The sequence below is a fragment of the Methylobacterium sp. 2A genome (assembly GCF_009806555.1).
Lineage (GTDB): Bacteria > Pseudomonadota > Alphaproteobacteria > Rhizobiales > Beijerinckiaceae > Methylobacterium.
In genome coordinates, this window is sequence record NZ_VUOK01000040.1 from 219139 (window position 1) to 240702 (window position 21564).

General features: G+C 68.8%; 25 protein-coding genes. 12 read left to right on the forward strand and 13 right to left on the reverse strand.

The window, feature by feature from the left end:
* Positions 1-30 precede the first annotated feature (30 nt).
* On the reverse strand, positions 31-402 hold the full coding sequence (locus FVE89_RS19470) for a cell division protein ZapA (RefSeq protein WP_160535836.1): 372 nt from the start codon (positions 400-402) through the stop codon (positions 31-33).
* 41 nt (positions 403-443) lie between these two features.
* A complete protein-coding gene (locus tag FVE89_RS19475; RefSeq protein ID WP_160535838.1) occupies positions 444-728 on the reverse strand; it encodes a DUF4164 family protein in 285 nt (94 codons plus the stop codon).
* A 456-nt stretch (positions 729-1184) separates the two neighbouring features.
* On the opposite strand from FVE89_RS19475, the gene gap reads away from it, so the two are divergent.
* The 3 genes from gap to FVE89_RS19490 all read left to right on the forward strand — a co-directional run bounded on the left by gap (position 1185) and on the right by FVE89_RS19490 (position 3955).
* Positions 1185-2189, forward strand: coding sequence for a type I glyceraldehyde-3-phosphate dehydrogenase (gene gap / locus FVE89_RS19480; RefSeq protein WP_160535840.1), 1005 nt, complete (start codon positions 1185-1187; stop codon positions 2187-2189).
* Between the two features lie 90 nt (positions 2190-2279).
* Positions 2280-2735 carry a hypothetical protein gene (locus tag FVE89_RS19485; protein ID WP_160535842.1) on the forward strand — a complete coding sequence of 152 codons (456 nt, stop codon included), beginning with the start codon at positions 2280-2282 and terminating at the stop codon, positions 2733-2735.
* Positions 2736-2758: 23 nt separating this feature from the next.
* On the forward strand, positions 2759-3955 hold the full coding sequence (locus tag FVE89_RS19490; protein ID WP_160535844.1) for a phosphoglycerate kinase: 1197 nt from the start codon (positions 2759-2761) through the stop codon (positions 3953-3955).
* Between the two features lie 361 nt (positions 3956-4316).
* Here the strand turns inward: FVE89_RS19490 and FVE89_RS19495 are convergent, their stop codons facing one another.
* Entirely contained in the window at positions 4317-5855 is a 1539-nt protein-coding gene (locus FVE89_RS19495; RefSeq protein ID WP_160535846.1) for an acetyl-CoA hydrolase/transferase family protein, read from the reverse strand.
* 407 nt (positions 5856-6262) lie between these two features.
* Between FVE89_RS19495 and fba the strand changes: the two genes are divergently transcribed.
* Genes fba through FVE89_RS19510 form a run of 3 tightly spaced genes read left to right on the forward strand, consistent with a single transcriptional unit; the run spans position 6263 to position 9040 of the window.
* Positions 6263-7333 (forward strand): class II fructose-bisphosphate aldolase, encoded by a 1071-nt coding sequence (gene fba, locus FVE89_RS19500; RefSeq protein ID WP_091714358.1) that lies wholly within the window; start codon positions 6263-6265, stop codon positions 7331-7333.
* 19 nt (positions 7334-7352) lie between these two features.
* Complete coding sequence (locus FVE89_RS19505; RefSeq protein WP_160535848.1) at positions 7353-8000, forward strand: thiamine phosphate synthase; 648 nt, start codon at positions 7353-7355, stop codon at positions 7998-8000.
* Positions 7997-9040, forward strand: coding sequence for a tetratricopeptide repeat protein (locus tag FVE89_RS19510; protein ID WP_160535850.1), 1044 nt, complete (start codon positions 7997-7999; stop codon positions 9038-9040). Before FVE89_RS19505 ends, FVE89_RS19510 begins: the two co-directional genes overlap by 4 nt.
* 4 nt (positions 9041-9044) lie before the next feature.
* Here the strand turns inward: FVE89_RS19510 and FVE89_RS19515 are convergent, their stop codons facing one another.
* From FVE89_RS19515 to FVE89_RS19525, 3 genes are read right to left on the reverse strand one after another with little or no spacing between them, the layout of a single operon-like run.
* Positions 9045-9485, reverse strand: a complete 441-nt coding sequence (locus FVE89_RS19515; RefSeq protein ID WP_160535852.1) for a cupin domain-containing protein — start codon at positions 9483-9485, stop codon at positions 9045-9047.
* A complete protein-coding gene (locus FVE89_RS19520; protein ID WP_160535854.1) occupies positions 9482-9895 on the reverse strand; it encodes a carboxymuconolactone decarboxylase family protein in 414 nt (137 codons plus the stop codon). Before FVE89_RS19520 ends, FVE89_RS19515 begins: the two co-directional genes overlap by 4 nt.
* 11 nt (positions 9896-9906) lie before the next feature.
* Positions 9907-10332: a DUF779 domain-containing protein gene (locus tag FVE89_RS19525; protein WP_160535856.1), complete on the reverse strand. Its 426-nt coding sequence runs from the start codon at positions 10330-10332 to the stop codon at positions 9907-9909.
* 164 nt (positions 10333-10496) lie between these two features.
* Here FVE89_RS19525 and FVE89_RS19530 point away from each other — a divergent pair, with 164 nt between their 5' ends.
* On the forward strand, positions 10497-10793 hold the full coding sequence (locus tag FVE89_RS19530; RefSeq protein ID WP_160535857.1) for a hypothetical protein: 297 nt from the start codon (positions 10497-10499) through the stop codon (positions 10791-10793).
* Positions 10790-11116: a hypothetical protein gene (locus tag FVE89_RS19535; protein WP_210254064.1), complete on the forward strand. Its 327-nt coding sequence runs from the start codon at positions 10790-10792 to the stop codon at positions 11114-11116. Before FVE89_RS19530 ends, FVE89_RS19535 begins: the two co-directional genes overlap by 4 nt.
* Positions 11117-11189: 73 nt before the next feature.
* Here FVE89_RS19535 and adh read toward each other — a convergent pair whose 3' ends face one another.
* The 6 genes from adh to FVE89_RS31550 all read right to left on the reverse strand — a co-directional run bounded on the left by adh (position 11190) and on the right by FVE89_RS31550 (position 16601).
* Entirely contained in the window at positions 11190-12713 is a 1524-nt protein-coding gene (gene adh, locus FVE89_RS19540) for an aldehyde dehydrogenase (RefSeq protein ID WP_160535861.1), read from the reverse strand.
* Positions 12714-13020: 307 nt separating this feature from the next.
* Positions 13021-13368: a DUF3325 domain-containing protein gene (locus FVE89_RS19545; RefSeq protein WP_160535863.1), complete on the reverse strand. Its 348-nt coding sequence runs from the start codon at positions 13366-13368 to the stop codon at positions 13021-13023.
* The gene (locus FVE89_RS19550; RefSeq protein ID WP_160535972.1) at positions 13365-14855 is read right to left on the reverse strand and encodes a PepSY-associated TM helix domain-containing protein; all 1491 of its coding nucleotides are present in this window, start codon (positions 14853-14855) and stop codon (positions 13365-13367) included. Before FVE89_RS19550 ends, FVE89_RS19545 begins: the two co-directional genes overlap by 4 nt.
* A gap of 26 nt (positions 14856-14881) precedes the next feature.
* The gene (locus tag FVE89_RS19555; protein ID WP_160535865.1) at positions 14882-15208 is read right to left on the reverse strand and encodes an iron transporter; all 327 of its coding nucleotides are present in this window, start codon (positions 15206-15208) and stop codon (positions 14882-14884) included.
* A gap of 274 nt (positions 15209-15482) precedes the next feature.
* Positions 15483-15731 carry a hypothetical protein gene (locus FVE89_RS19560; RefSeq protein ID WP_160535867.1) on the reverse strand — a complete coding sequence of 83 codons (249 nt, stop codon included), beginning with the start codon at positions 15729-15731 and terminating at the stop codon, positions 15483-15485.
* Between the two features lie 96 nt (positions 15732-15827).
* Positions 15828-16601 carry a cold shock domain-containing protein gene (locus FVE89_RS31550; protein WP_160535870.1) on the reverse strand — a complete coding sequence of 258 codons (774 nt, stop codon included), beginning with the start codon at positions 16599-16601 and terminating at the stop codon, positions 15828-15830.
* A gap of 313 nt (positions 16602-16914) precedes the next feature.
* Here FVE89_RS31550 and FVE89_RS19570 point away from each other — a divergent pair, with 313 nt between their 5' ends.
* The 4 genes from FVE89_RS19570 to FVE89_RS19585 all read left to right on the forward strand — a co-directional run bounded on the left by FVE89_RS19570 (position 16915) and on the right by FVE89_RS19585 (position 20112).
* A complete protein-coding gene (locus FVE89_RS19570) occupies positions 16915-17388 on the forward strand; it encodes a response regulator (protein ID WP_160535872.1) in 474 nt (157 codons plus the stop codon).
* Between the two features lie 111 nt (positions 17389-17499).
* Complete coding sequence (locus FVE89_RS19575; RefSeq protein WP_160535874.1) at positions 17500-18582, forward strand: Ppx/GppA phosphatase family protein; 1083 nt, start codon at positions 17500-17502, stop codon at positions 18580-18582.
* A gap of 40 nt (positions 18583-18622) precedes the next feature.
* The gene (locus tag FVE89_RS19580) at positions 18623-19348 is read left to right on the forward strand and encodes an RlmE family RNA methyltransferase (protein ID WP_160535876.1); all 726 of its coding nucleotides are present in this window, start codon (positions 18623-18625) and stop codon (positions 19346-19348) included.
* Positions 19349-19359: 11 nt separating this feature from the next.
* On the forward strand, positions 19360-20112 hold the full coding sequence (locus FVE89_RS19585) for a hypothetical protein (RefSeq protein ID WP_160535878.1): 753 nt from the start codon (positions 19360-19362) through the stop codon (positions 20110-20112).
* A gap of 75 nt (positions 20113-20187) precedes the next feature.
* On the opposite strand, the gene FVE89_RS19590 is transcribed toward FVE89_RS19585, so the two are convergent.
* On the reverse strand, positions 20188-21282 hold the full coding sequence (locus FVE89_RS19590) for a DUF4167 domain-containing protein (RefSeq protein ID WP_160535880.1): 1095 nt from the start codon (positions 21280-21282) through the stop codon (positions 20188-20190).
* Between the last annotated feature and the right edge of the window lie 282 nt (positions 21283-21564).

A 21564-nucleotide genomic window follows, 5' to 3' on the forward strand; every position in this document is an offset into this window, starting at 1 on the left:
GGTGGGCCGGCAATTCTCGACGGCGCTCCGTCAGCCCCGTACCCCGGCGCCGCCGAGCGCCTCCGCGAGCTTGCCGATCCGCTCGGCCGCCCGGCCGATCCCCGCCGCGGCCCGGTCCGCATCCTCCGTCCGCCCCCGCTCCGCCGCCTCGGCGGCGGCCCGCAGCGTGGCGACCTCCGCTTCGAGTCCGGCCAGCCGTCCGCGCAACTCCGCCAGCTCGTCCGCGATGGTCAGCGCGGCCATCACCTGCAGGCGCATGTCGCCGATCTCGCCGAAGCTCTTGCGCATCTCGCCGATGCGTCCGTCCAGCGTCGCGGCGAGCTCGGCGAGATGCGCTTCCTCGCCCTCGCCGCAGGCCATGCGGTAGCTGCGGCCGTCGATGGTCACGTTGATCTGCGGCAAGGATGGCTCCGGGGGCGGCTCCGAGGGTCGTGACGTCGGGATCAGGCGCGCCCGAGAACGTCCTGAACGGTCTGGATCGCCCGGTCGAGGCGGTGCCCGACCTCGCCGGTCGTCGCGGTCACCTCCGCCAGCCGGGCGCTGGCCGCGTCGAGGGCGGCGGCGAGGCGTGCGCGATCCTCGTCCATCAGCGCCAGCTCGGCGTCCCGGTCGTCCGGCAACGCGGCCTTCTCCAGGCGATGCTGAACCACGGCGTCCATGCGGTTCACGGCCGCCTCGAGCCGGGCGAGCGCCGCGTCGATCACGCTGGTTTCGGTCTCTTCGGCCATGATTGTCCGTTCGTCGAGCGCGCAAGCTTTCGATCGAATGCCGACGGAATTCCAGCGCAAAATTGCGTCCCGGGTCCGGACCGCGTCGGCGCGCAAATCAAGCGTCGCGATCCCTGTTTATTGGTCGGTGAATCGAAGGTCTTTGTTACCGGGACGCGTTTGACAGGTCGGGGCGCCATGTTAGACAGCCGCGCGCTCCCGAGAGGGACCGCGCGCAGTAGGCCGGATCGCCGGTCCGTGACAGTCCCGAGGCCTCAGCCGGCACCGTTCGCTCCGACGGTTGCGGGCGGCAGAGCCCGGCCTCTCAGGGCCCGGTTCATCGCCGGTTCAAGCCCGCCCGTCCAGATCCGCGCGACCATGATCTGCGCGACTTGGGGCGGGCGTCGGGACCAGCCGCAAGCCCCGCACAGCGCGGTGACGCGCGGTCGAGGGCCGCATCAGGTAAGGAGTGACGCCGTGACGAAGGTTGCCATCAACGGGTTCGGCCGCATCGGCCGCAACGTCCTGCGCGCGATCGCGGAAGCCGGCCGCAGCGACATCGAGGTCGTGGCGATCAACGATCTCGGCCCGGTGGAGACCAACGCGCACCTCCTCCGCTTCGACTCCGTGCATGGCCGCTTCCCCGGTGAGGTCGCGGTGGACGGCGAGTTCCTGGTGGTGAACGGCAAGCGCATCAAGGTCACCGCCGTGCGCAACCCGGCCGAGCTGCCGCATCGCGATCTCGGCGTCGACATCGCGCTCGAATGCACCGGCATCTTCACCTCGAAGGACAAGGCCAAGGCCCATCTCGACGCCGGCGCCAAGCGCGTGCTCGTCTCGGCCCCGGCCGACGGCGCGGATCTGACGGTGGTCTACGGCGTCAATCACGACAAGCTGACCGGCGAGCATCTCGTGGTCTCGAACGCCTCCTGCACCACGAACTGCCTCGCCCCCGTGGCGAAGGTGCTGGACGAGGCCGTGGGCATCGAGCGCGGCTTCATGACCACGATCCACTCCTACACCAACGACCAGCCGTCGCTGGACCAGATGCACAAGGATCTCTACCGCGCCCGCGCCGCGGCGCTCTCGATGATCCCGACCTCGACCGGCGCCGCCAAGGCGGTCGGCCTCGTCCTGCCGGAGCTGAAGGGCAAGCTCGACGGGACCGCGATCCGCGTTCCGACCCCGAACGTCTCGGCGGTCGATCTCGTGTTCACGGCCAAGCGCGCGACCTCGGTCCAGGAGATCAACGATGCCATCAAGGCCGCCGCCGCGGGCCCGCTCAAGGGCGTGCTCGGCGTGACCGACCGGCCGAACGTCTCCATCGACTTCAACCACGACCCGCATTCGTCGACCTTCCACCTCGACCAGACCAAGGTCATGGACGGCACCTTCGTGCGCATCCTGTCCTGGTACGACAACGAGTGGGGCTTCTCGAACCGCATGGCCGATACCGCCGTGGCGATGGCCAAACTCATCTGAGTCGGCTTGCGAACGGCCGCCGTCCCGTGACAGGACGGCGGCCGTTCGCCCGATCGGGCGGCCTCATCACGAACCGGGAACTCGCCAGGGATGACCGACGCTTCGCAGGCCCCGTCGACCGCACCGAATACGGCCACGCCGAAGGCCGTGCCGCCCGCCCCTCTTCCGCCGCCGGCCGCCGCTGCACCGTCCAACGCCCTTCCGGCGAACCAGCTCTTCGATCAGCTCGCGCGGATCGAGGACAAATGTTCGCGGATCGAGGACAAGTATGCCCGGTCCGAGGCCTTGCTGTCGCGCGTCGAGGACAAGGTCGAGAACGCGACCAGCCGGATGAACGAATCCGCCCGGCAGACCGATCTCGCGGCCCTCCGGGCGGAGATGCGTGGGATCGCGGAGCGGACGCGGCGGCTTCCCGGGACCGGCGCGTTGGTCCTGACCGCCGTGATCACCGCCATCCTGACCGTCGTGCTGATGGTCGCGGTGGAACGGTTGAATCTCGTTCGGCTCCTGCCGCAGCCGGCCGCGATCGGCACGACCGCCCAGTAATCCACCGACCGACACAGGACCCCATGAGCGCCTTCCGCACCCTCGACGATGCCGGCTCCCTCAAGGGCAAGCGGGTTCTGATGCGCGTCGATCTCAACGTGCCCATGGAGAACGGGCGCGTCACCGACGCGACCCGCATCGAGCGCGTGGCGCCGACGATCCGCGAAGTCGCCGAGCAGGGCGCGAAGGTGATCCTGCTGGCGCATTTCGGCCGGCCGAAGGGCAAGCGCGAGCCGAAGGACTCCCTGGAGCCGGTGGTTCCGGCGCTCGGCAAAGCCCTGGGCCGCTCGGTTGCCTTCGCGCCGGACTGCATCGGTGAGGAAGCCGCGAAGGCGGTGGCGGCGCTGAAGGACGGCGACGTGCTGCTCCTCGAGAACACCCGCTTCCACGCGGGCGAGGAGAAGAACGAGGCGGCCTTTGCCGATGCGCTGGCGGCGAACGGCGACGTCTACGTCAACGAGGCCTTCTCGGCGGCACACCGCGCCCATGCCTCCACGGAGGGTCTGGCGCACCGCCTGCCGGCCTATGCCGGTCGCGAGATGCAGGCCGAGCTCGACGCCCTGACCAAGGGCCTGGAATCGCCGCAACGCCCGGTGATTGCTCTGGTCGGCGGTGCCAAGGTGTCATCCAAGATCGACCTCCTCGAAAATCTCGTCGCCAAGGTCGACATGCTGGTGATCGGCGGCGGCATGGCCAACACGTTCCTGCACGCGCAGGGCAAGGCGGTCGGCAAGTCGCTGTGCGAGAAGGATCTCGCCGAGACCGCCACCCGCATCCTGGCCGCCGCCGAGAAGGCCGGCTGCCGGATCATCCTGCCGGTGGATGCGGTGGCCGCCACGGAGTTCAAGGCCCAGGCGCCGCACGAGACGGTGCCGGTCGATGCCGTGCCGGAAGCCAGCATGATCCTCGATGCCGGCCCGCGCTCGGTCGCCGAGATCAACGCTGCGATCGACAGCGCCAAGACGCTCGTCTGGAACGGCCCCCTGGGTGCCTTCGAACTGGCCCCCTTCGACGCCGCCACGGTGGCCGCCGCCAAGCATGCGGCGTCGCGCACGAAGGCCGGGCAGCTGGTCTCGGTGGCGGGCGGCGGCGACACGGTCGCGGCCCTCAACCACGCGGGCGTGGCCGGGGATTTCACCTACGTGTCCACCGCGGGCGGCGCTTTCCTCGAATGGCTGGAGGGCAAGGCCCTGCCGGGCGTCGAGGCCCTGCGAGGCTGAGGCGCGCCGCCGCGATCGTCGGTCGCTCCTCCCGGCAGCCGGGATTCTCGCGATGATGGGGCGCCGACCGGCTTGCGTCGCGCCCGCCCGCAAAGCCGGCGGACGCGTACGGGTTGAGTGTGAGCGCTCTCCGCCGGAGTGGCCGCCGGTTCGGCTCAAGAGAGCGCGTTGCGTCAGCGGCGCGGGCACGCTCGATCCTGAACGTCCTCGTCCCTCACCCCGACCCTCTTCCCGTCCGGAGAGGGGGAAGATCGTGCCCGTCAAACGCGTCGGCGCGCGACTGTCGTGCACCATGTGCGAAGCGATCGGGCACGGCTCCGAGCCATCAACCGATAAACAGAAACCCTCATCCTCAACCGTGTTACTGCGCGGCGGCCTGCGTGGGCGCCAACATGCTGCCGGTCTCGCGCACGCGGCTGTGCCACGACAGCGCCTCCTCGATCAGGTGCGGCGTGTGGCCCTGCCGGGACAAGGCGCGGTCGTAATAATCTTGCAGCGCGTCGCGATAGAGCGGGTGGACGCAGGCATCCAGGATCGCCCTCGCGCGCTCCCGTGGGGCGAGCTCGCGCAGATCGGCGAGGCCGTTTTCCGTCACCACCACGTCCACGTCGTGCTCGGTGTGATCGACATGGCTGACCATCGGGACCACGCAGGACAGCGTCCCGTTCCGGGCGACGGATTTCGTGACGAAGACCGAGAGGTAGGCGTTGCGTGCGAAGTCGCCGGAGCCGCCGATGCCGTTCATCATGTGGGTGCCGCCCACATGGGTGGAATTGACGTTGCCGTAGAGATCGAATTCCAGCGCGGTGTTGATTGCGATGATGCCCAGCCGGCGGATGACCTCGGGGTGGTTGGAGATCTCCTGCGGGCGCAGGATCAGGTGGGGCTTGTAGCGCGCGATGGCCTCCATCACCTGCTCGCCCCGCGTTTCCGACAGGGTGATGGAGGAGCCCGAGGCGAAGGTGAGCTTGCCCGCATCGAACAGGTCGAAGGTCGAATCCTGCAGCACCTCGGAATACATGGTCAGATCATGGAACGGGCTGTCGATGAAGCCGGTCATCACCGCATTCGCGATGGTGCCGATGCCCGCCTGGAGCGGCTGCAGGCTCGTCGTCAGGCGGCCCTTGCTCACCTCACGCTCGAGGAACCCCATGAGATGACCGGCAATCGCAGCGGTCTCCGCGTCCGGCGGCAGCACGGTGGAGGCCGAATCGCGCTTCTCAGTGATGACGATGGCCGCGATCTTCTCCGGGGGCACGGGGATGAAGGGGAGTCCCACGCGGCTCTGCGCGCTCACCACCGGGATCGGCTCGCGGAACGGCCGGCGGGTTGGGATGTAGATGTCGTGCAGACCCTCCAGCGCCATCGGCTGCGACAGGTTGATCTCGACGATGACCTTCTTCGCCAGGATGGCGAAGGACGCGGAATTGCCGACCGAGGTGGTCGGGATGATGCCGCCATCGGCGGTGATCCCCACGGCCTCCACCACCGCCACGTCCAGCGGTCCGAGCTGATCGGTTCGCAGATGCTCGACCGTTTCGGACAGGTGCTGGTCGATGAACATCACCTCGCCGGCGTTGATCGCCCGGCGCAGGGTCGGGTCGGCCTGGAACGGCATCCGGCGGGCGAGGACGTGTGCCTCCGCGAGCTGCTTGTCGAGGTCGTTGCCGAGGGAAGCGCCCGTCACCAGGGTAATCGAGAACGGCGCATGTCGGGCCCGTGCCGCGAGCGCCACCGGAACCGCCTTGGCCTCGCCGGCTCGGGTAAAGCCGCTCATGCCGACCATCATGCCGTCCGTGATATGGCCTGCGGCCTCCTCGGCCGAGACGACCCTGTCGCGCAGGCGAGGGCAACGGATGCGTTCCCCTACCGCGTGCGGATCCGCTGCATGCGGACTCATGGCATCCCTCCTCAGGCTGTTCCGGTCACGCCCGCCCTCGATGCACATTAGGCTGAGATTCATCCGGTCACGAACGCTGCCGTGATCGGGTTGTCATGCAGCTCAAGCATGACTCGCGTCGAGCGGTGTCGAGACCCGACGCAGGCGCATCGATTCGCGCGGTGATGTCCGCTTCGCCCGGCCCGTGGTGAAGGCGTGCCGTCCCGGGGCCGAACCGGCCGGGTTTGCCGTCCGGCTGGCCCGAACCCGCCCGCCTCCCGCCGGCCTCATGTAGTGTATTGGAAACGCACGCTGTTCTTCGAAGATGACGGTTTCCCTCGCCCACCACATGCTCTAGATCGGCCGGACTTTGATCGGGCCGTTGCCGCCCTGGCCCGAAGCGACCCCTCACTGGAAGGCATGAGAGCATGGCACGCATCACCCTCAGGCAGCTTCTGGATCATGCGGCCGAGCACGAGTACGGCGTGCCCGCCTTCAACCTGAACAACATGGAACAGGGGCTCGCCATCATGGCGGCCGCCGACGCCACGGATTCTCCGGTGATCCTCCAGGCGAGCCGCGGAGCCCGCGCCTACGCCAACGATGTGGTGCTGGCCAAGCTGATCGACGGTCTCGTCGAGATCTACCCGCACATCCCGGTCTGCATGCATCTCGACCACGGCAACAACGAAGCCACCTGCGCCACCGCGATCCAGTACGGCTTCACCTCGGTGATGATGGACGGCTCTCTCAAGGCCGACGGCAAGACGCCGGCCGACTACAACTACAACGTCGAGATCACCCGCAACGTGACCAAGATGGCCCATTGGGCCGGCGTCTCCGTCGAGGGCGAGCTCGGCGTGCTCGGCTCGCTGGAGAGCGGCCAGGGCGAGGCCGAGGACGGCCACGGCGCCGAGGGCACCCTGAGCCACGACCAGCTCCTCACCGATCCGGACGAGGCGGTGAAGTTCGTCGAGGCCACCAAGGTCGATGCTCTGGCCGTGGCGATGGGCACGAGTCACGGCGCCTACAAGTTCACCCGCAAGCCCGATGGCGAGGTGCTGGCGATGAACGTGATCGAGGAGATCCACCGGCGCCTGCCGACGACCCACCTCGTCATGCACGGCTCCTCGTCGGTCCCGCAGGACCTCCAGGACATCATCAACCAGTATGGCGGCCAGATGAAGCCGACCTGGGGCGTGCCGGTCGAGGAGATCCAGCGCGGCATCAAGCACGGCGTGCGCAAGATCAACATCGACACCGACAACCGGATGGCGATGACGGGTCAGATCCGGAAGGTGCTGACCGAAAACCCGTCGGAATTCGACCCGCGCAAGTACCTGAAGCCCGCCATGGAGGCGATGACCAAGCTCTGCAAGCAGCGCTTCGAGGAGTTCGGCACGGCCGGCAAGGGCTCGAAGATCCGTCCGATCTCGGTGGCCGAAATGGCCAAGCGCTACGCGAGCGGCGCGCTCGATCCGAAGATCGGCGCGCGCTGAGAGCGTCCGGGCCGTCGCGATGAGTAACGATACGCGTCTCGCCCTGCTCGGGCCGCATGGCCTCGACGCGGCCGGCACGGAGGCTTTCGTGGCGGCCCTCCGTGCCGCCTGCGGCGCGGGCGACGTGGCGGCCGTGATCCTGCGTCTCGCCGCCACCGACGAGCGCGGGCTCACCGCGCAGGTCAAGCAGGTGGCGCCGGTGGCCCAGGAGCACGGGGCGGCGCTGGTGGTGGCCTGCCCGGGCTTCACCGGCGATCTCGCGACGGTGGCGATCCGCGGCGGCGCCGACGGCGTCCATATCGACAAGCCCCGCGACCTGAGGGACATCCGGGACCGGTTGCGGGACGGCCGCATCCTGGGGGTCGGCGGCACGGAGACCAAGCACGCCGCCATGGAAGCCGGCGAAGCCGGGGTCGATTACCTGATGTTCGGCGGCCTCTATCCGGACGGCGTGGCGCCCGACGCCGAGACGGTGCTGGCGCGTGTCGCGTGGTGGGCCGAGATTTTTGAGACGCCGTGCATCGCCGTCGCGACGAGCGCCGACACCATCGGCCCCCTCGCCGCGACGGGCGCGGAGTTCATCGGGCTTGAGAGCGGGCTCTGGCTGTCCGATCCCGCCGCCGTCGGTCAAGCGCAGAACGCGCTCTCGCGGGGGCCGGCGCGATGAGGCGCGCGATCTATCCCGCGCTCGCCCTCGTCGGCGCGCTGTGGGCTGTGCCGACCTGGGCAGCCGGTCCGAGCGATCCGTCGAAGGGCGCGTCACAGCCGATCGGCTCGCCCAATGCCGGACCCGGCAAGAAGCCGATGCCGGAACTACCGAGCCCCTACACGCCGAACTACACCCGCGGCGCGGTCCCGCCCGCTAACGGCCAGCCGGCGGATCTCGCCTATGGCGCGTATCAGCGCGGGCAGTACGTCACCGCCTTCCGGGAGGCAACCAAGCGCATCGAGGCGAACCCCAAGGACGCCGCCGCGATGACGCTGCTGGGTGAGCTGTACAACCAGGGTCTCGGAGTGAAGCAGGATCCGGTCAAAGCCGCCGATTGGTATCGTCTGGCTGCGGCTCAGAACGATGCCGCCGCCATGTCGTCCCTGGGTCTGATGGCGCTCGACGGCCGCGGCATGCCGAAAGATGCGAAGGCCGGTCGTCGCTGGCTGGAACAGGCGACAGCCCACGGCTCACCCACGGCAGCCTACAATCTCGGATTGATCCTGCTCGGAACGGGCACTCCGGCAGACGAGGCGGCCGCGGCCGCGCAATTCCGCAAGGCGGCCGATGCCGAGATCGGCCCGGCGCAGCACGATCTGGGCGTGCTCTACCTCCAGGGCCGCGGCGTGCCCAAGGATGCCAGCAAGGCGGCATCCCTGTTCCGGCGTGGCGCCGACAATGGCGATCTGGCCAGCGAGATCGAGTACGCCATCCTGCTGTTCAACGGGAACGGCGTCACCAAGGACGAGCGTTCGGCGGCTCGCTACTTCCTGCACGCCGCCTCGCGGGGGAACGCGATCGCGCAGAATCGCATCGCGCGGCTCTACGCGGTCGGCCGCGGGGTGACCAAGAATCCGGTCGAGGCCGCCGCCTGGAATCTCGCTGCGGCGGGCCAGGGTCTGTCGGATGCGTGGCTGGATCAGACCCTCTCGGGCCTCTCCGCGGACGAACGGGCACGCGCCGAGCGGCTCGCCAACGAGCGGATCGAGCAGCGCTGAGGCGCTATCCCTCGGCCTTCGACCAGTCGACGCCGGCTTCCAGTTCCGGCAGCAGGACGACGCTCTCCTGCTCGTTCGGATCGGTCCGGGCGATCACGGCCGTGACCGGCTCGGATTGGCTGCGGTTGTAGGGCAGGTGCGGCACGTCCGCGGCGATGTAGACGAACTCGCCAGCCCCCGCGATCGCATGATGCTCCAGGCGCTCGCCCCAGAAGCAGCCCGACACACCCGACAGGACGTAGATCGCGGTCTCGTGCGATTCGTGCTTGTGCGCGTGCGCGCGCTCGCCGGGGGGAATTTCCAGCAGCTGCATGTGCAGCGCCTTCGAGCCGACCGCCTCGGCCGAGATCGCCGGACGGTAGAGGTGCCCCTGCTTGCCGCGGAACGGGGCGCTCTCACGCACCACGCGCAGCCCCCCCTCCGGGGTATCGGAACCGAAACTCATGCGCCCTCTCCCACCCTGAAGGCGGAATCGACGGGAAGCTGCATGCCGTTCACCAGCGCATTGGTCTGGTTCGCCATGCCGACCACCGCCAGGAACTCGCCGTGCTGCTCTGGCGTCAAGCCCTTCGCCCGCGCCGCGGCCGTGTGCGAGTGGATGCAGTAGGGGCAGCCATTCGCGATCGAGACCGCGATATAGACCAGTTCCTTGGTCAGCGGATCGAGCGTCCCGGGTCCCATGACGGCCTTGAGCCCGGTCCAGGTCCGCTCCAGCAGGGCGGGATCGTTGGCGAGTCCCCGCCAGAAATTGTTGATGAACTCCGAGCCGCGGGTGGTCCGGATATCCGCGAAGACCGCTCGGACTCGCGGATCCGCCTCGGCTTCGGCATCACTCAGAAGCGTCACAGTTGCCATGGGTGGCTCCGTCAGAGCTTGCAGGCGCCTTCCAGAGCGCGGTTCTCGGCGTCCGAGAACAGGCGCGAGCGGATATGGAACCGCTTCTCTCGGCCATTCTCAAGCGAGAACATGCCGCCGCGGCCCGGCACCACGTCCAGGATCAGGTGCGTGTGCTTCCAGACCCCGAATTGCGACCGGCTGATGTAGAAATCCGCACCGCCGACCTGGCCGAGATGCACGTCGCCGTCGCCGACGAGGAAGTCGCCGACCGGGTAGCACATCGGCGAGGAGCCATCGCAGCAGCCGCCCGACTGGTGGAACATCACCGGGCCGTACTCGGCGCGAAGTTCCTCGATGAGCTCCAGGGCCTTCGGCGTCGCGGTGACCCGCAGCGGCGTGCCGTCGGCACCGACCTGCTCGGCGGTCGTGGCCTCGCTCCCTGCATTCAGGCCCATGCAATCCTCCTCAACACGATGATCGATATGCGTGCGCAGCGCAGGATTTCCACATTCGCGTCACCAGAACAGCCAAGCTGGTGCCAAATCCCTCAGGACCGCGTTGCTCGCCGAGAATGCGCCCCATCGGGGCGACTTGGAGAGCCCTGCAGGCTGATCGCATCATGAAACCACGAAAAGCCGCCCCTTGTCTGGCCGTCGTCCTCGCCGCGATCCTGGCGGGTCCGGCCAGCGCGGATCCGCTGACGCTGCGGGTCCAGCCCCGGACCCAGCCGCTGTTCCTCCAACACGCATGGCATGTCGCCGGGAACCCGAACGTCACACCCGATAACCCGATGGGCGTCGTCGGCTGGGATGGGCCGCCCGACGACGTGCCGAGCGTGAGCGCCGATGCCGGCCCGATGCCGCCCGGCTCCATCGCCAACGTGCCCTTCGAGGGTTTCGGGTACGGCGTCTATTGATCGGCCGGTCGATCCTGGTGCTCGCGGCGCTGGCGAGCGTTCCCGCCCTGGGGCGCGAGGCTGTCGATGCGCCCGCACACGCAGCTGAGCTGCGGACCTGTCTGAACCATGTCGAATGGGTGGCGCCGCCCGATGCCGTGATTGCGGACCGGTCAACGTTCTGCGCCTGCTATGCCGAGGGGGCAGTGAGGGCGCGCCTTTGGGAGCTTGAGCGGGCCGAGGCCAATCAGGGCGAGGAGGTCCGCCACCCCGTGGCCGGCCGCACGATCAGTCTCCACGACCGGAAATCGGCTGCGATCGCCGCATCGTGCCTGAAGCACTGACGCCAGCTTCGAAAAAGCCCCGGCCTTGCGGCTGGGGCTGAAGTTGTCTCGGGGGATCAACCCGGGAAGAAGCTCAGAAGAAGCCGAGCTTCTTGGCCGAGTAGCTGACCAGCATGTTCTTGGTCTGCTGGTAGTGATCGAGCATCATCTTGTGGGTCTCGCGGCCGATGCCGGACTGCTTGTAGCCGCCGAAGGCCGCGTGGGCCGGGTAGGCGTGGTAGCAGTTCGTCCAGACGCGGCCGGCCTGGATCGCCCGGCCGAAGCGGTAGGCGCGGGTCCCATCGCGGGTCCAGACGCCGGCGCCGAGGCCGTAGAGCGTGTCGTTGGCGATGGAGAGCGCCTCGGCATCGTCCTTGAAGGTCGTGACCGACAGGACCGGCCCGAAAATCTCCTCCTGGAAGATGCGCATCTTGTTGTGGCCGCGGAACACCGTCGGCTTCACGTAGAAGCCCTCGGCGAACTCGCCGTCCTTGACGTTGCGCTCGCCGCCCGTGAGCAGCTGAGCCCCCTCCTGCCGGCCGATGTCGATATAGGAGAGGATCTTCTCCATCTGCTCGCCCGAGGCCTGGGCGCCGATCATCGTGGCCGGATCCAGCGGCGAGCCCTGCGTGATCGCCTCGACGCGCTTCACCGCCCGCTCGATGAAGCGATCGTAGATCGATTCGTGGACCAGCGCCCGGCTCGGGCAGGTGCAGACCTCGCCCTGGTTCAGGGCAAACATCGTGAAGCCTTCCAGCGCCTTGTCGAAGAAGTCGTCGTCCTCGTTGGCCACGTCGGCGAAGAAGATATTGGGCGACTTTCCGCCGAGCTCCAGCGTCACCGGGATCAGGTTCTGCGAGGCGTATTGCATGATGAGGCGGCCGGTGGTCGTCTCGCCCGTGAAGGCGATCTTGGCGATCCGCGGCGACGAGGCGAGCGGCTTGCCGGCCTCCAGGCCGAAGCCGTTGACGATGTTGAGCACGCCCGGGGGCAGCAGGTCGCCGATCAACTCGGCCAGCACCAGCACGGAGGCCGGGGTCTGCTCGGCGGGTTTCAGGACCACACAGTTTCCGGCCGCCAGCGCGGGCGCCAGCTTCCACACCGCCATCAGGATCGGGAAGTTCCACGGGATGATCTGGCCGACGACGCCCAGCGGCTCGTGGAAGTGGTAGGCGACCGTGTCGTGATCGATCTCGGAGATCGAGCCCTCCTGCGCCCGCACGCAGCCGGCGAAGTAGCGGAAATGATCGATCGCCAGCGGGATGTCGGCGTTGGTGGTCTCGCGGATCGGCTTGCCGTTGTCCCAGGTCTCGGCCAGCGCGAGAAGGTCGAGATTCTCCTCCATCCGGTCGGCCATCTTGAGGAGGATGCGGGCGCGCTCGGCCGGCGCCGTCCGGCCCCAGGCTTCGCGGGCGGCGTGGGCGGCATCCAGCGCCTTCTCGACGTCCTGCGCGTCGGAGCGGGCGACCTCGCAGATCACCTTGCCGGTGATCGGCGAGGTATTCTCGAAATAGCGGCCGGCCGCAGGGGCGACCCACTGGCCGCCGATGAAGTTCTCGTAGCGGGCGGAGAAGGGCGACCTGACCTTGGAGTCGCCGAGGAATTCCGGCTTGTTCATCGCTCTGTTCCCTCCATTGGCCCCGGCCTCGCGAACCGCGGCTCTTAGGCTTTAGCTGACGCTCGGGCGGCCGCTTCGCGGGCCGCATCCAGTTCCGCTATGGTCACAGCCAATGGCTTTTGGCCTGTCGAATCAAGGTGGACTTTTGGCCAGTGCGCGAGTGACGGGATCCTACGCCGATCCGATCCTGATCGCGAGGGGACAATGACGGGCGCGGTTCCTGTCGTGGAAAGCGTCGGTTTTCTGACGCTGCAACGACGTTCCGCGCCGGAAAACTGCATCGAGCGGATGCCTGCGAACAGAGCGATCACCGCATCAGGGCGAGCGGCAGCGTCAGCGCGGCGAGCGGAATCGCCGCCAGGGCCGCGGCCCGGAGCGCTGTCGGCCGATACGCGATCAAGGCGACCACGGCGAGCGCCGAGCCGGTGAGCGAGCCGATCCACTGGACGGGACCGAAACACCAGCCGACGGATGTGACCGCGGCGGCGAAGGACAGTCCGAGACCCGACCAGCCGGCCGCGCGCAACCCCCTGATCCGGGATCGGGCGACCGGTGTGCGGATCACCGCCCGGTGATGCCGATCCTGGCTCAAGGCGAGGGCAGAGAAGCCCGAGAAGGCGAGCAGGAGGCTCAGCAACAGGGCCGGCGCGGTCACGCTTCAGCCGTCCCATGCAGGCGCTCCTTGGCCGGGCGCCGTGCGAGCGCACGCCGCCCCGCGAGCCGCGCCGCGAGAAACAGCAGCAGACCCAGGAGCGCCATGGCACCATCGAAGCCCACGAACCGGACCTGGCCAGCGGTCATGGAATCGATCACCGGAATTGCCAGGAAGGCGAAGGCCGGCACGGTCAGAGCGATCGACCAAGCCCGCGGCCGCGGGTAGAGTGCGGACGCCATAGCCGCCAGCACCCAGACGGTGAAGAACGCCCCGACCTCCCAATCCGCCCGAGCGTCGAGCGTGACGGGGAGCAACCGATTGGCGAGGAAGTAGGCGGCGAGGCCCGTAGGAAGTCCGGCGATGGTGCCGAGATTGAGGATGCGGACGAGGCGCAGGCCAAGACCCTCCGGAGCGGCGTTCTTCGGAGCCCGCGCGACGGTCCAGAGCACGAGCCCCGTCGCCACCGTGCCGGCCCCCATGAGGCCGCAGAGGAAGAACAGGAACCGCAGCGGCGCGGCCGCAAAATGCGCCTCATGCAGGCCGATCATCACGGCACCGGTCCGCGTGGCCGCACCGGCCTCGCCCACACGTCCGAGTTCCACGCCGGTCGCCGCATCGTAGGCGATCTGGGGATGCAGATGGGCGAGGCCCGGCGGTTCCTCGAAATAGGCGGTCACGGTCGCTGCCGCGTCGCCCGGATTCGAGACCGTTACGTGTTCGGGCGTCTCGCCGGTCGCCGCAATGGCGCGCGACACGATCTCACCGAGGGGCAGCCCCGCGCCCGGCCGCCCGGCCGGCGGGCGGCCGGCGATCATGAGGCCCGCATCCGCGTAGTACCGCCGGATATCGCCGTGGTAGCCCGTCTTCACCGCCCAGGGCATCAGCATCGACGCGAGCGTGACGAGGCCCGTATAGACGATCATCAGGTGAAACGGCAGCGCGAGGACCCCCATGACGTTGTGCGCGTCGAGCCAGCCGCGTTGCGCCGAGCGGTCACGCCGGAAGGTGAAGAAGTCGGCGAAGATCCGGCGGTGGGTCACGATCCCGGATATGAGCGCGATCAACAGGATCATCGCGCAGGCGGAGACGATCCACCGCCCCCAGATCGGCGGCATGTTCAGCTCGAAGTGGAAACGGTAGAGAAAATCGCCGCCGCGTGTGTCCCGCACCGTCGAGCGCTCGCCGGTCGCCGGATCGAGCAGAGCGTGATGGAACGGGCCGCCGATCGTCTGCCACCAGTAGACCTCGACAGCCGTCATGTCGGCGTTCGGCAGCTTGATGGACCAACCCGCGGCCTCGGGCATCGTCTTTCGGAGGAACGTTCCCGCACCGGTCGCCGCGGCGACGGGATCGGGTATCGCGTCCGGCAGTTCCGGCCGCATCCAGTGCGAGATCTCGGTCCGGTAGTAGCTGGCAGTGCCCGTGACGAAGATCGCGAACAGGACCCAGCCCACCACGAGGCCCGACCACGTATGCAGCCATGCCATCGACTGGCGGAAGCTTTTCGGCCGGTTCACGCGGCACCCCCGGCCTGAAACGCGCCCGCGCACCACAAGGCGGCGATCAGCGACGCTGCGGCCAGTCCCAGGACCAGGGCGGCACGCCCGACGGTTCGGGCGGCGAAAACCCAGATCACCGCCGCTGCCATGATGGCGAAGCTCGCGATCATGCCGGTCGATACGGCCTCGGGCCTGGCGACTGGGAGAACCAATGCCAGCAGCGCGCTCGCCAGGGCGGCGACCCCGTATCCCCCCACGATGGCCAGGAGGACCCGGGCAGCGACCGCCAGCCGATACGCGCGCACCGTGCCTCGACGGGCGTTCACTCCACCGGCGCTCATGGCGCCACCTCGCGTATCCGTGAACCCATGCCGCGACCTAATCGCGACCGCCGGGATGGCGCAACGGCTATGTTCCGGAACGATTCCAGTGAAGCGATAAGGACTTAGAACGAGTCTGAACTGTCCGTGCGTAACACCATGGAAGACCGGGAAGGCCCGCTCGGCCAGACAGCCCCTCATCCGGAGGGGGATGCACGACCGACATCGACGAACAGGTCGGGTCGATCACCGCACGCGAGACGACGGCAGGATCGTACGCAGGCAGCAAGGGGCCTCAGCGCCCGGACGGTGAAGCGACGCGGCCCGGCTCGGAGCGGTGCAGCGCCAGCGCCGCATCCCGCGCACTCGGCGGCAGATCGGCACCCGGTTTGACGATCAGCAACGGCGATTCGTTCGTCGACCGATCGTGCTCATGGCCCCGGGCGTAGCCGGCATTGATCCCGGCATAGAAGCCCGTGAAATCCCCGGCACGGGCCACGCCGGGGAGGGCGAGGAGAAGCATCGAAAGCAGAATACGGCGCATCGCGGACTCTGAAAACGAAGTGAGCGACGGCTCCGACCGGAACCGCCGCCCTCTTCTCTCCGTGCGGATCGCGGCGGCAAAGCGGCCGCGATCGCCTTAGTCTTCGACGTTGATGCTCTGGGCTTCGCGGCCCTTCTGACCCTCGACCACGCCGAGGGTGACCTGCTGCCCCTCGGCCAGCGAATCGAGGCCGGCACGGGACAGGGCCGAGCGATGGACGAACACGTCCTTGCCGCCGTCATTCACCGAGACGAAGCCGAAGCCCTTGGCCGGGTCGTACCACTTCACGGTGCCGGTCATCTCCACGGAGGGACCGCTGGCGAAGCGGCCACCGCCGCCGCCGCCACCACCATAGCCGCCACCGCCGCCACCATAGCCGCCGCCGGCCGCGCCGTAGCCGCCGGTGCGCGGACGGAACTCGCGGCGCGGCGCAGGTGCCTCGGCCGTGGACGTGTCGACGCTCGTGACGCTGGTGACCTGCGGGCCCTTCTGACCCTGTGCCGTGGTCACCGTCAGGCGGGTTCCCGGCATCAGATCCGCATGGCCGGCTGCCTCGACGGCGCGGATGTGAAGGAAGGCGTCGCCGCCGCCGTCACCCAGCTCGACGAAGCCGAAGCCCTTCTCCTTGTTGAACCACTTGACCGTAGCATCCCGCTCCGGCCCGGAAGCGACCGGTGCCGCGCCCCGGGACGGACCACGGTCGAACCCACCGCCGCCGCCGCCGTAGCCGCCGCCACCGCCCCCGAAACCACCACCGCCGTACCCGCCGCCGAATCCGCCGCTGGGAGGAGCCTGGTCAGGCCATCTCGGCTCGCCACTCTCGTCGAAGCCGCGCTTCTGCGGCCCTCTGAAATCACGACCACGTCCCATAGAAAGCTCGCAAAAACCGTCCGCCGCCCTTGTCTCGAATACCGCGTGCGCGCCATCCCAGACAGCCCACGCCCCGCACTATCATTACCCCAGGTCGCGGTAACCAAGAATAACGCCCCAGTCCTGACGCAATCGGGCCTTGACCGCAAGGACCTTCTTGGCTCAAACGCGCCCGTTTCGTTACTTTCTTGCGGTCAACAACGCAGGCACCGCACGCTGCCCGACACAATCTTTCGCATGTGAGAGAACGTGTTAGCGAAGCGCAAACGGTCCCCGGGTAGCGTCGGTGCCGCCTCCCGCATTGCGACCGGCCATGATCGCGACCCCGACCTTCCCCGATCTTTCGGCCCTTGTCGTCGACGAGAGCCTCTACATTCGTCGAATCGTGCGCGACATGCTGATGCGCGTCGGCATCAAGCGGGTTCTGGAGGCGCCGGACGGTGCGGAGGCGCTGGGCGTCCTGGCGGAGAGCAAGCCCGACATCAGCATCATCGACTGGGATCTGTCGATCCTGTCGGGCGAGGAGTTCATCCGCCTCGCGCGCACGCCCACGACCTCGCCCTGCCCCACCATTCCGATCATCCTGATGCTCGCCCAGCCCCGCCGGAACGTCGTGGACCGCGCGGTGGCGCTCGGCGTCAACGAGATCATCGCCAAGCCCTTCTCACCCAAGACCCTCTGGTCGCGCCTCGACGAGGTGATCAACCGCCCCCGCCCCTACTCCCAGGTGAAAAGCCTCCTGCGTCCGATCCCGCGCCGGGCCGGAATGATGAAGGCGGTCGCCTGATCGCGGGCGGCGATCGGACGTTGCAGTTCCCTGCCGAGCCTGTAGGGTCATAAGTCAGTTCAGGCCGAGCACCGCGCTCCCGGCCGACCCGAAGGATCGACGGCCGCGCCGATGAGGGACGAGACCGCCGCGGCCGCGCCGTCCCGAATCCAGATCGGCGCAGCGCCGCCCCAACCGCCCGGCCCGCTGACGGGCCGCGAGCGCCGTCGCCCGGCCTACGGGGCGCTGGACCTTGGCACCAACAATTGCCGCCTGCTGATCGCCGAGCCGACCTTCAGCGGTTTCCGCGTGATCGACGCGTTCTCGCGGATCGTCCGGCTCGGCGAGGGCCTCGGCACCTCCGACCGGCTGAACGAGGCCGCGATCGAGCGCACCGTCGAGGCCCTGCGCATCTGCCGGACCAAGATGCAGGCCCGGGGCGTGCAGCGGGCCAAGGTGATCGCTACGGAAGCGTGCAGGCTCGCGGTGAACGGGGCAGATTTCGTCGAGCGTGTCCGCCGGGGCGTGGGCCTCGACCTTGAGATCGTCGATCGCCAGACCGAGGCCTATCTCGCTGTCACCGGTTGCGCGGCGCTCGCCGACCCGCTCGCCGAATCGGTCGTGATCTTCGATATCGGCGGCGGCTCCACGGAGATCGCGTGGCTCGACGGCGCGGCCGCCAACCCATCGACTGACCCGACGCTTCGGATCCGGGCTTGGGATTCCCTCCCCGTGGGTGTCGTGACTTTGGCCGAGCGCCACGGCGGTGCCGAGGTCACCCGGCGCATGTTCGAGGGCATGGTCGAGGAAGTGGCCGAGAAGCTCTCGCCCTTCGCGATCCGGGCAGCGGCGGCCGCGACGGCGTCGCACTTCCACCTTCTCGGCACGTCGGGCACCGTCACGACGATCGCCGCCATGCATCTGCGGCTCGCGCGTTACGAGCGGCGACGCGTCGACGGCCTGTGGATGAACGACGCCGCCGTCACCACCGCCATCGACGACCTGCTCGACACGCGGCTGGAACAGCGGGCCGACAATCCCTGCATCGGCCGCGACCGGGCCGACCTCGTGCTTGCCGGCTGCGCGATCCTGGAGGCGATCCGTCGGGCCTTCCCGTCCGACCGCCTGCGGATCGCCGACCGGGGTCTGCGCGAAGGCCTGCTGATGAACATGATGCGGGAGGACGGGGTCTGGAACCGGAAGGCAGTTCGATGAAGGCATTGCCGATGGCGGCATCGCCGATGAGAGCAGCACGATGAGCGACCGGCGCGGTGGGGCGAGTTCCGGCGGTGGTGTGCGCGGGGAACTGAAGCAGCGGGTCAAGACCGGCCGCGGACGAACCCTGTCGCAGAAGCGCTGGCTGGAGCGTCAGCTCAACGATCCCTACGTGGCCCGGGCCAAGCGCGAGGGCTACCGGTCCCGCGCGGCCTACAAGCTCATCGAAATCGATGAGCGCTACAAGTTGCTGCGACCCGGTCAGAGGATCGTCGACCTCGGCGCGGCACCGGGGGGCTGGTCGCAGGTCGCCGCGCGGGTGGTGGGTCCCTCCGGCAAGGTCGTCGGCATCGATCTCCTCGAGATCGAGCCGATGGCCGGTGTCGCGTTCATCACGCTGGACTTCCTCGATCCAGAAGCACCGGCCACGCTGACCGCGCTGCTCGGCGGCCCCGCCGATCTCGTGATGTCCGACATGGCGGCCAACGCGACCGGGCACAAGAAGACCGACCATCTGCGCATCATCGGCCTCGCCGAGACGGCCGCGGAATTTGCCCGCGAGGTGCTCGGGCCGGGGGGGGCCTATCTCGCCAAGGTGCTGCAGGGCGGCACCGAGGGGGCGCTGCTGAACGACCTGAAGCGCGACTTCGCCGTGGTGCGCCACGTGAAGCCGGCGGCGAGCCGGGCTGATTCGAGCGAACTCTACGTGCTGGCGACCGGCTATCGCGGGCCGCAGGGCGGCACCCGCTCCTCAGACGAGGGCTGAGCGCGACCACGATGCTGGCCGCCTGGGCGCTGTCGCTGCTCAATCCGGCGCCTTTGGGCCTGCGACGGCGGGGTTACGTCCGGCAGAGCGGATTGCTCCACGCCCGGTCGCGCCGCTGCCGCGCCGCCTGGGCACCGCATCTGGAGCGGGCGCGGCGCGTGATCGCCGCCGCCGCCGAGGCGACAGCGCAGCGTGGGCATGCCGTCATCCTCGGCTCCGGGCTTCTCGACGACGTGCCCCTGGACCGCCTCGCCGCTCTCTTTGCCCGCGTGACCCTGGTGGATGCGGTCCATCCCTGGCCGGCGCGATGGGCGGCCGGGCGTCACCCCAATGTCCGCTTGGTGACCGCTGAGATCAGCGCGGGCCTGACCGGGGGCTCGGCCGCGTTCTGTGCGGGGGCCGATCTGATCGTCTCAGCCAACCTGCTGTCGCAGATCCCGATCGTGCCGCTCGATGTCTATGAGGCAAGGGGCCGGGAAGCGCCGCCCGGCCTCGGTGCGCATCTGATCGAGACCCATCTTGCAGCCCTCGACGCCGTCGCACGGGGGGCTGGGCGAGTCTGCCTGATCACCGACACGGTCCAGCGTGAGGAGGTTCGCGCCGGCCGGATCACCGACAGTCTCGATCTGATGTTCGGGGTCGCCCTCCCCCCGCCGGAGGCGGCATGGGACTGGGACATCGCACCCTTCGGCGAGGTCGGCCGCGGGCACCGTCTGATCCACCGGGTCCACGCCTATCCCGATTGGCGCGCCGCTCGGGCGTGACCACCGCGTAAGCGAAGGGCCGCCCCGATTGCCCGGAGCGGCCCTTCGACGTCACCGATCGGGATCGGTTTCGACTTATTCGGTCGCTGCGTCCTCGGCGGACGTGCGGGCCTCGCCCTCCTCCGCCACGCTCTCGAAGCGCGGGCGGCGGCGCCGACGCGGCTTGGCGGCCGGAGCCTCCTCGGCAGCGGCTTCCGGCTCCGGACCCGCCGGCGGCTCGGCCGCCGGGGCGGGCCGGGCCGGGGCCATCAGGAAGGCCGGCAGGCCGGCCGGATCCTCGGCGGCGACGGGCGTCGCTTCGCGGCGGCGTTCGCGCCGGGGGGCGGATTCCGCCCGTGCAGCCTCGCTGCGGGGAGCCCGCTCCGGGCGTGCCTCCGAGCGAGGCTCCTGCCGGGTTTCTTGCCGGGTCTCTTGCCGGGCCTCCTGGCGTGGTTCCGCGCGCATGGTCTCCCCGCGCCCGTTATCGTAGCGGCCCTGATCGGCCCGGACATCCTGGCGGTTCTCCGGCCGGCTCTCTTGGCGGCTCTCTTGGCGGTTCTCCTGGAACCCCTCCTGCCGGTTGTCGCCGCGCTCCTGCCGATAGTCCGGCCGGCCGTAATCCTGACGGTCCTGCCGGTTGGCCTGCCGCTCCTGCCGGTAGTCCGGGCGCTGGTAATCCGGCCGCTGGTAATCCTGGCGCGGCTGGTCCTGCCGGCGGTAGTCCTGGCGGCCATTGTTGTCGAAGCGACGCTGGTCGCGGTTCTGGAACCGGTCCCGGTTCGGGCGTCCGTCCTGATTCAGGTCGCCGCGCGTCTCGTAGGGCTGAGGCTGCTGGCTCGGATCGCCGTCGTCGTAGCCGTTATAGGCGTGGCCGTTCTGGGACGCGCCGTTGCCCTGACCGTCCTCGTCACCCTCGTCCAACTCGTCGTCGTAGGGTCGACTGGCATAACCGCCTGTATTGGCAGGACGAGTCTGCTCCTGAGCACCGGAGACAATCCGGAAATAGTGCTCACCGTGCTGAAAATAGTTCTCGGCAGCAACCGGATCGCCCGCCGCCAGCGCATCGCGCGCGAGCTGGGCGTATTTGTCGGCGATGTGCTGTGCGGTGCCGCGGATTTTGACGTCGGGACCGTTGGATTCGTACGAGCGCGTCAGCGGGTTCGGACCTTTCGGCCGATTCCGGCCGCGCATCCGTCGATTCTGGTTTGGTCTCATCGGTCTGTAATGACCCTCGTTCACGCAAACGACTGTCTTCGGAGGCGCCCGATCGGGAGTTCGAGACGCGAACCGGTCAAGCGCACCCGGCGGCGCCGCGCGTGTGGCCGCACAGCGACCGTCGCGTCTGTCTGACCATCCCTCGCACCGCGTGCCCGGGCCAGGCACCGGAAACCAGCTGATTGTCAGGTTCGAGTGCAGTTAAACCGCCGCGCCGTCACGCGCGCTCTGGTCCAACGGTTTGGGGATCAGCGAACC

Coding starts and splice junctions, on each gene's coding strand:
- FVE89_RS19585 (WP_160535878.1), top strand. CDS start 19,360: ATGCTGGCCGCCTGGGCGCTGTCGCTGCTCAATCCGGCGCCTTTGGGC.
- fba (WP_091714358.1), top strand. CDS start 6,263: ATGGCACGCATCACCCTCAGGCAGCTTCTGGATCATGCGGCCGAGCAC.
- FVE89_RS19550 (WP_160535972.1), bottom strand. CDS start 14,855: ATGGCATGGCTGCATACGTGGTCGGGCCTCGTGGTGGGCTGGGTCCTG.
- FVE89_RS19590 (WP_160535880.1), bottom strand. CDS start 21,282: ATGCGCGGCCGGAATCGGCCGAAAGGTCCGAACCCGCTGACGCGCTCG.
- FVE89_RS19490 (WP_160535844.1), top strand. CDS start 2,759: ATGAGCGCCTTCCGCACCCTCGACGATGCCGGCTCCCTCAAGGGCAAG.
- FVE89_RS19495 (WP_160535846.1), bottom strand. CDS start 5,855: ATGAGTCCGCATGCAGCGGATCCGCACGCGGTAGGGGAACGCATCCGT.
- FVE89_RS19530 (WP_160535857.1), top strand. CDS start 10,497: ATGAAACCACGAAAAGCCGCCCCTTGTCTGGCCGTCGTCCTCGCCGCG.
- FVE89_RS19520 (WP_160535854.1), bottom strand. CDS start 9,895: ATGGCAACTGTGACGCTTCTGAGTGATGCCGAAGCCGAGGCGGATCCG.
- FVE89_RS19510 (WP_160535850.1), top strand. CDS start 7,997: ATGAGGCGCGCGATCTATCCCGCGCTCGCCCTCGTCGGCGCGCTGTGG.
- FVE89_RS31550 (WP_160535870.1), bottom strand. CDS start 16,601: ATGGGACGTGGTCGTGATTTCAGAGGGCCGCAGAAGCGCGGCTTCGAC.
- adh (WP_160535861.1), bottom strand. CDS start 12,713: ATGAACAAGCCGGAATTCCTCGGCGACTCCAAGGTCAGGTCGCCCTTC.
- FVE89_RS19475 (WP_160535838.1), bottom strand. CDS start 728: ATGGCCGAAGAGACCGAAACCAGCGTGATCGACGCGGCGCTCGCCCGG.
- FVE89_RS19575 (WP_160535874.1), top strand. CDS start 17,500: ATGAGGGACGAGACCGCCGCGGCCGCGCCGTCCCGAATCCAGATCGGC.
- FVE89_RS19525 (WP_160535856.1), bottom strand. CDS start 10,332: ATGGGCCTGAATGCAGGGAGCGAGGCCACGACCGCCGAGCAGGTCGGT.
- FVE89_RS19515 (WP_160535852.1), bottom strand. CDS start 9,485: ATGAGTTTCGGTTCCGATACCCCGGAGGGGGGGCTGCGCGTGGTGCGT.
- FVE89_RS19580 (WP_160535876.1), top strand. CDS start 18,623: ATGAGCGACCGGCGCGGTGGGGCGAGTTCCGGCGGTGGTGTGCGCGGG.
- FVE89_RS19570 (WP_160535872.1), top strand. CDS start 16,915: ATGATCGCGACCCCGACCTTCCCCGATCTTTCGGCCCTTGTCGTCGAC.
- FVE89_RS19560 (WP_160535867.1), bottom strand. CDS start 15,731: ATGCGCCGTATTCTGCTTTCGATGCTTCTCCTCGCCCTCCCCGGCGTG.
- FVE89_RS19505 (WP_160535848.1), top strand. CDS start 7,353: ATGAGTAACGATACGCGTCTCGCCCTGCTCGGGCCGCATGGCCTCGAC.
- FVE89_RS19555 (WP_160535865.1), bottom strand. CDS start 15,208: ATGAGCGCCGGTGGAGTGAACGCCCGTCGAGGCACGGTGCGCGCGTAT.
- FVE89_RS19485 (WP_160535842.1), top strand. CDS start 2,280: ATGACCGACGCTTCGCAGGCCCCGTCGACCGCACCGAATACGGCCACG.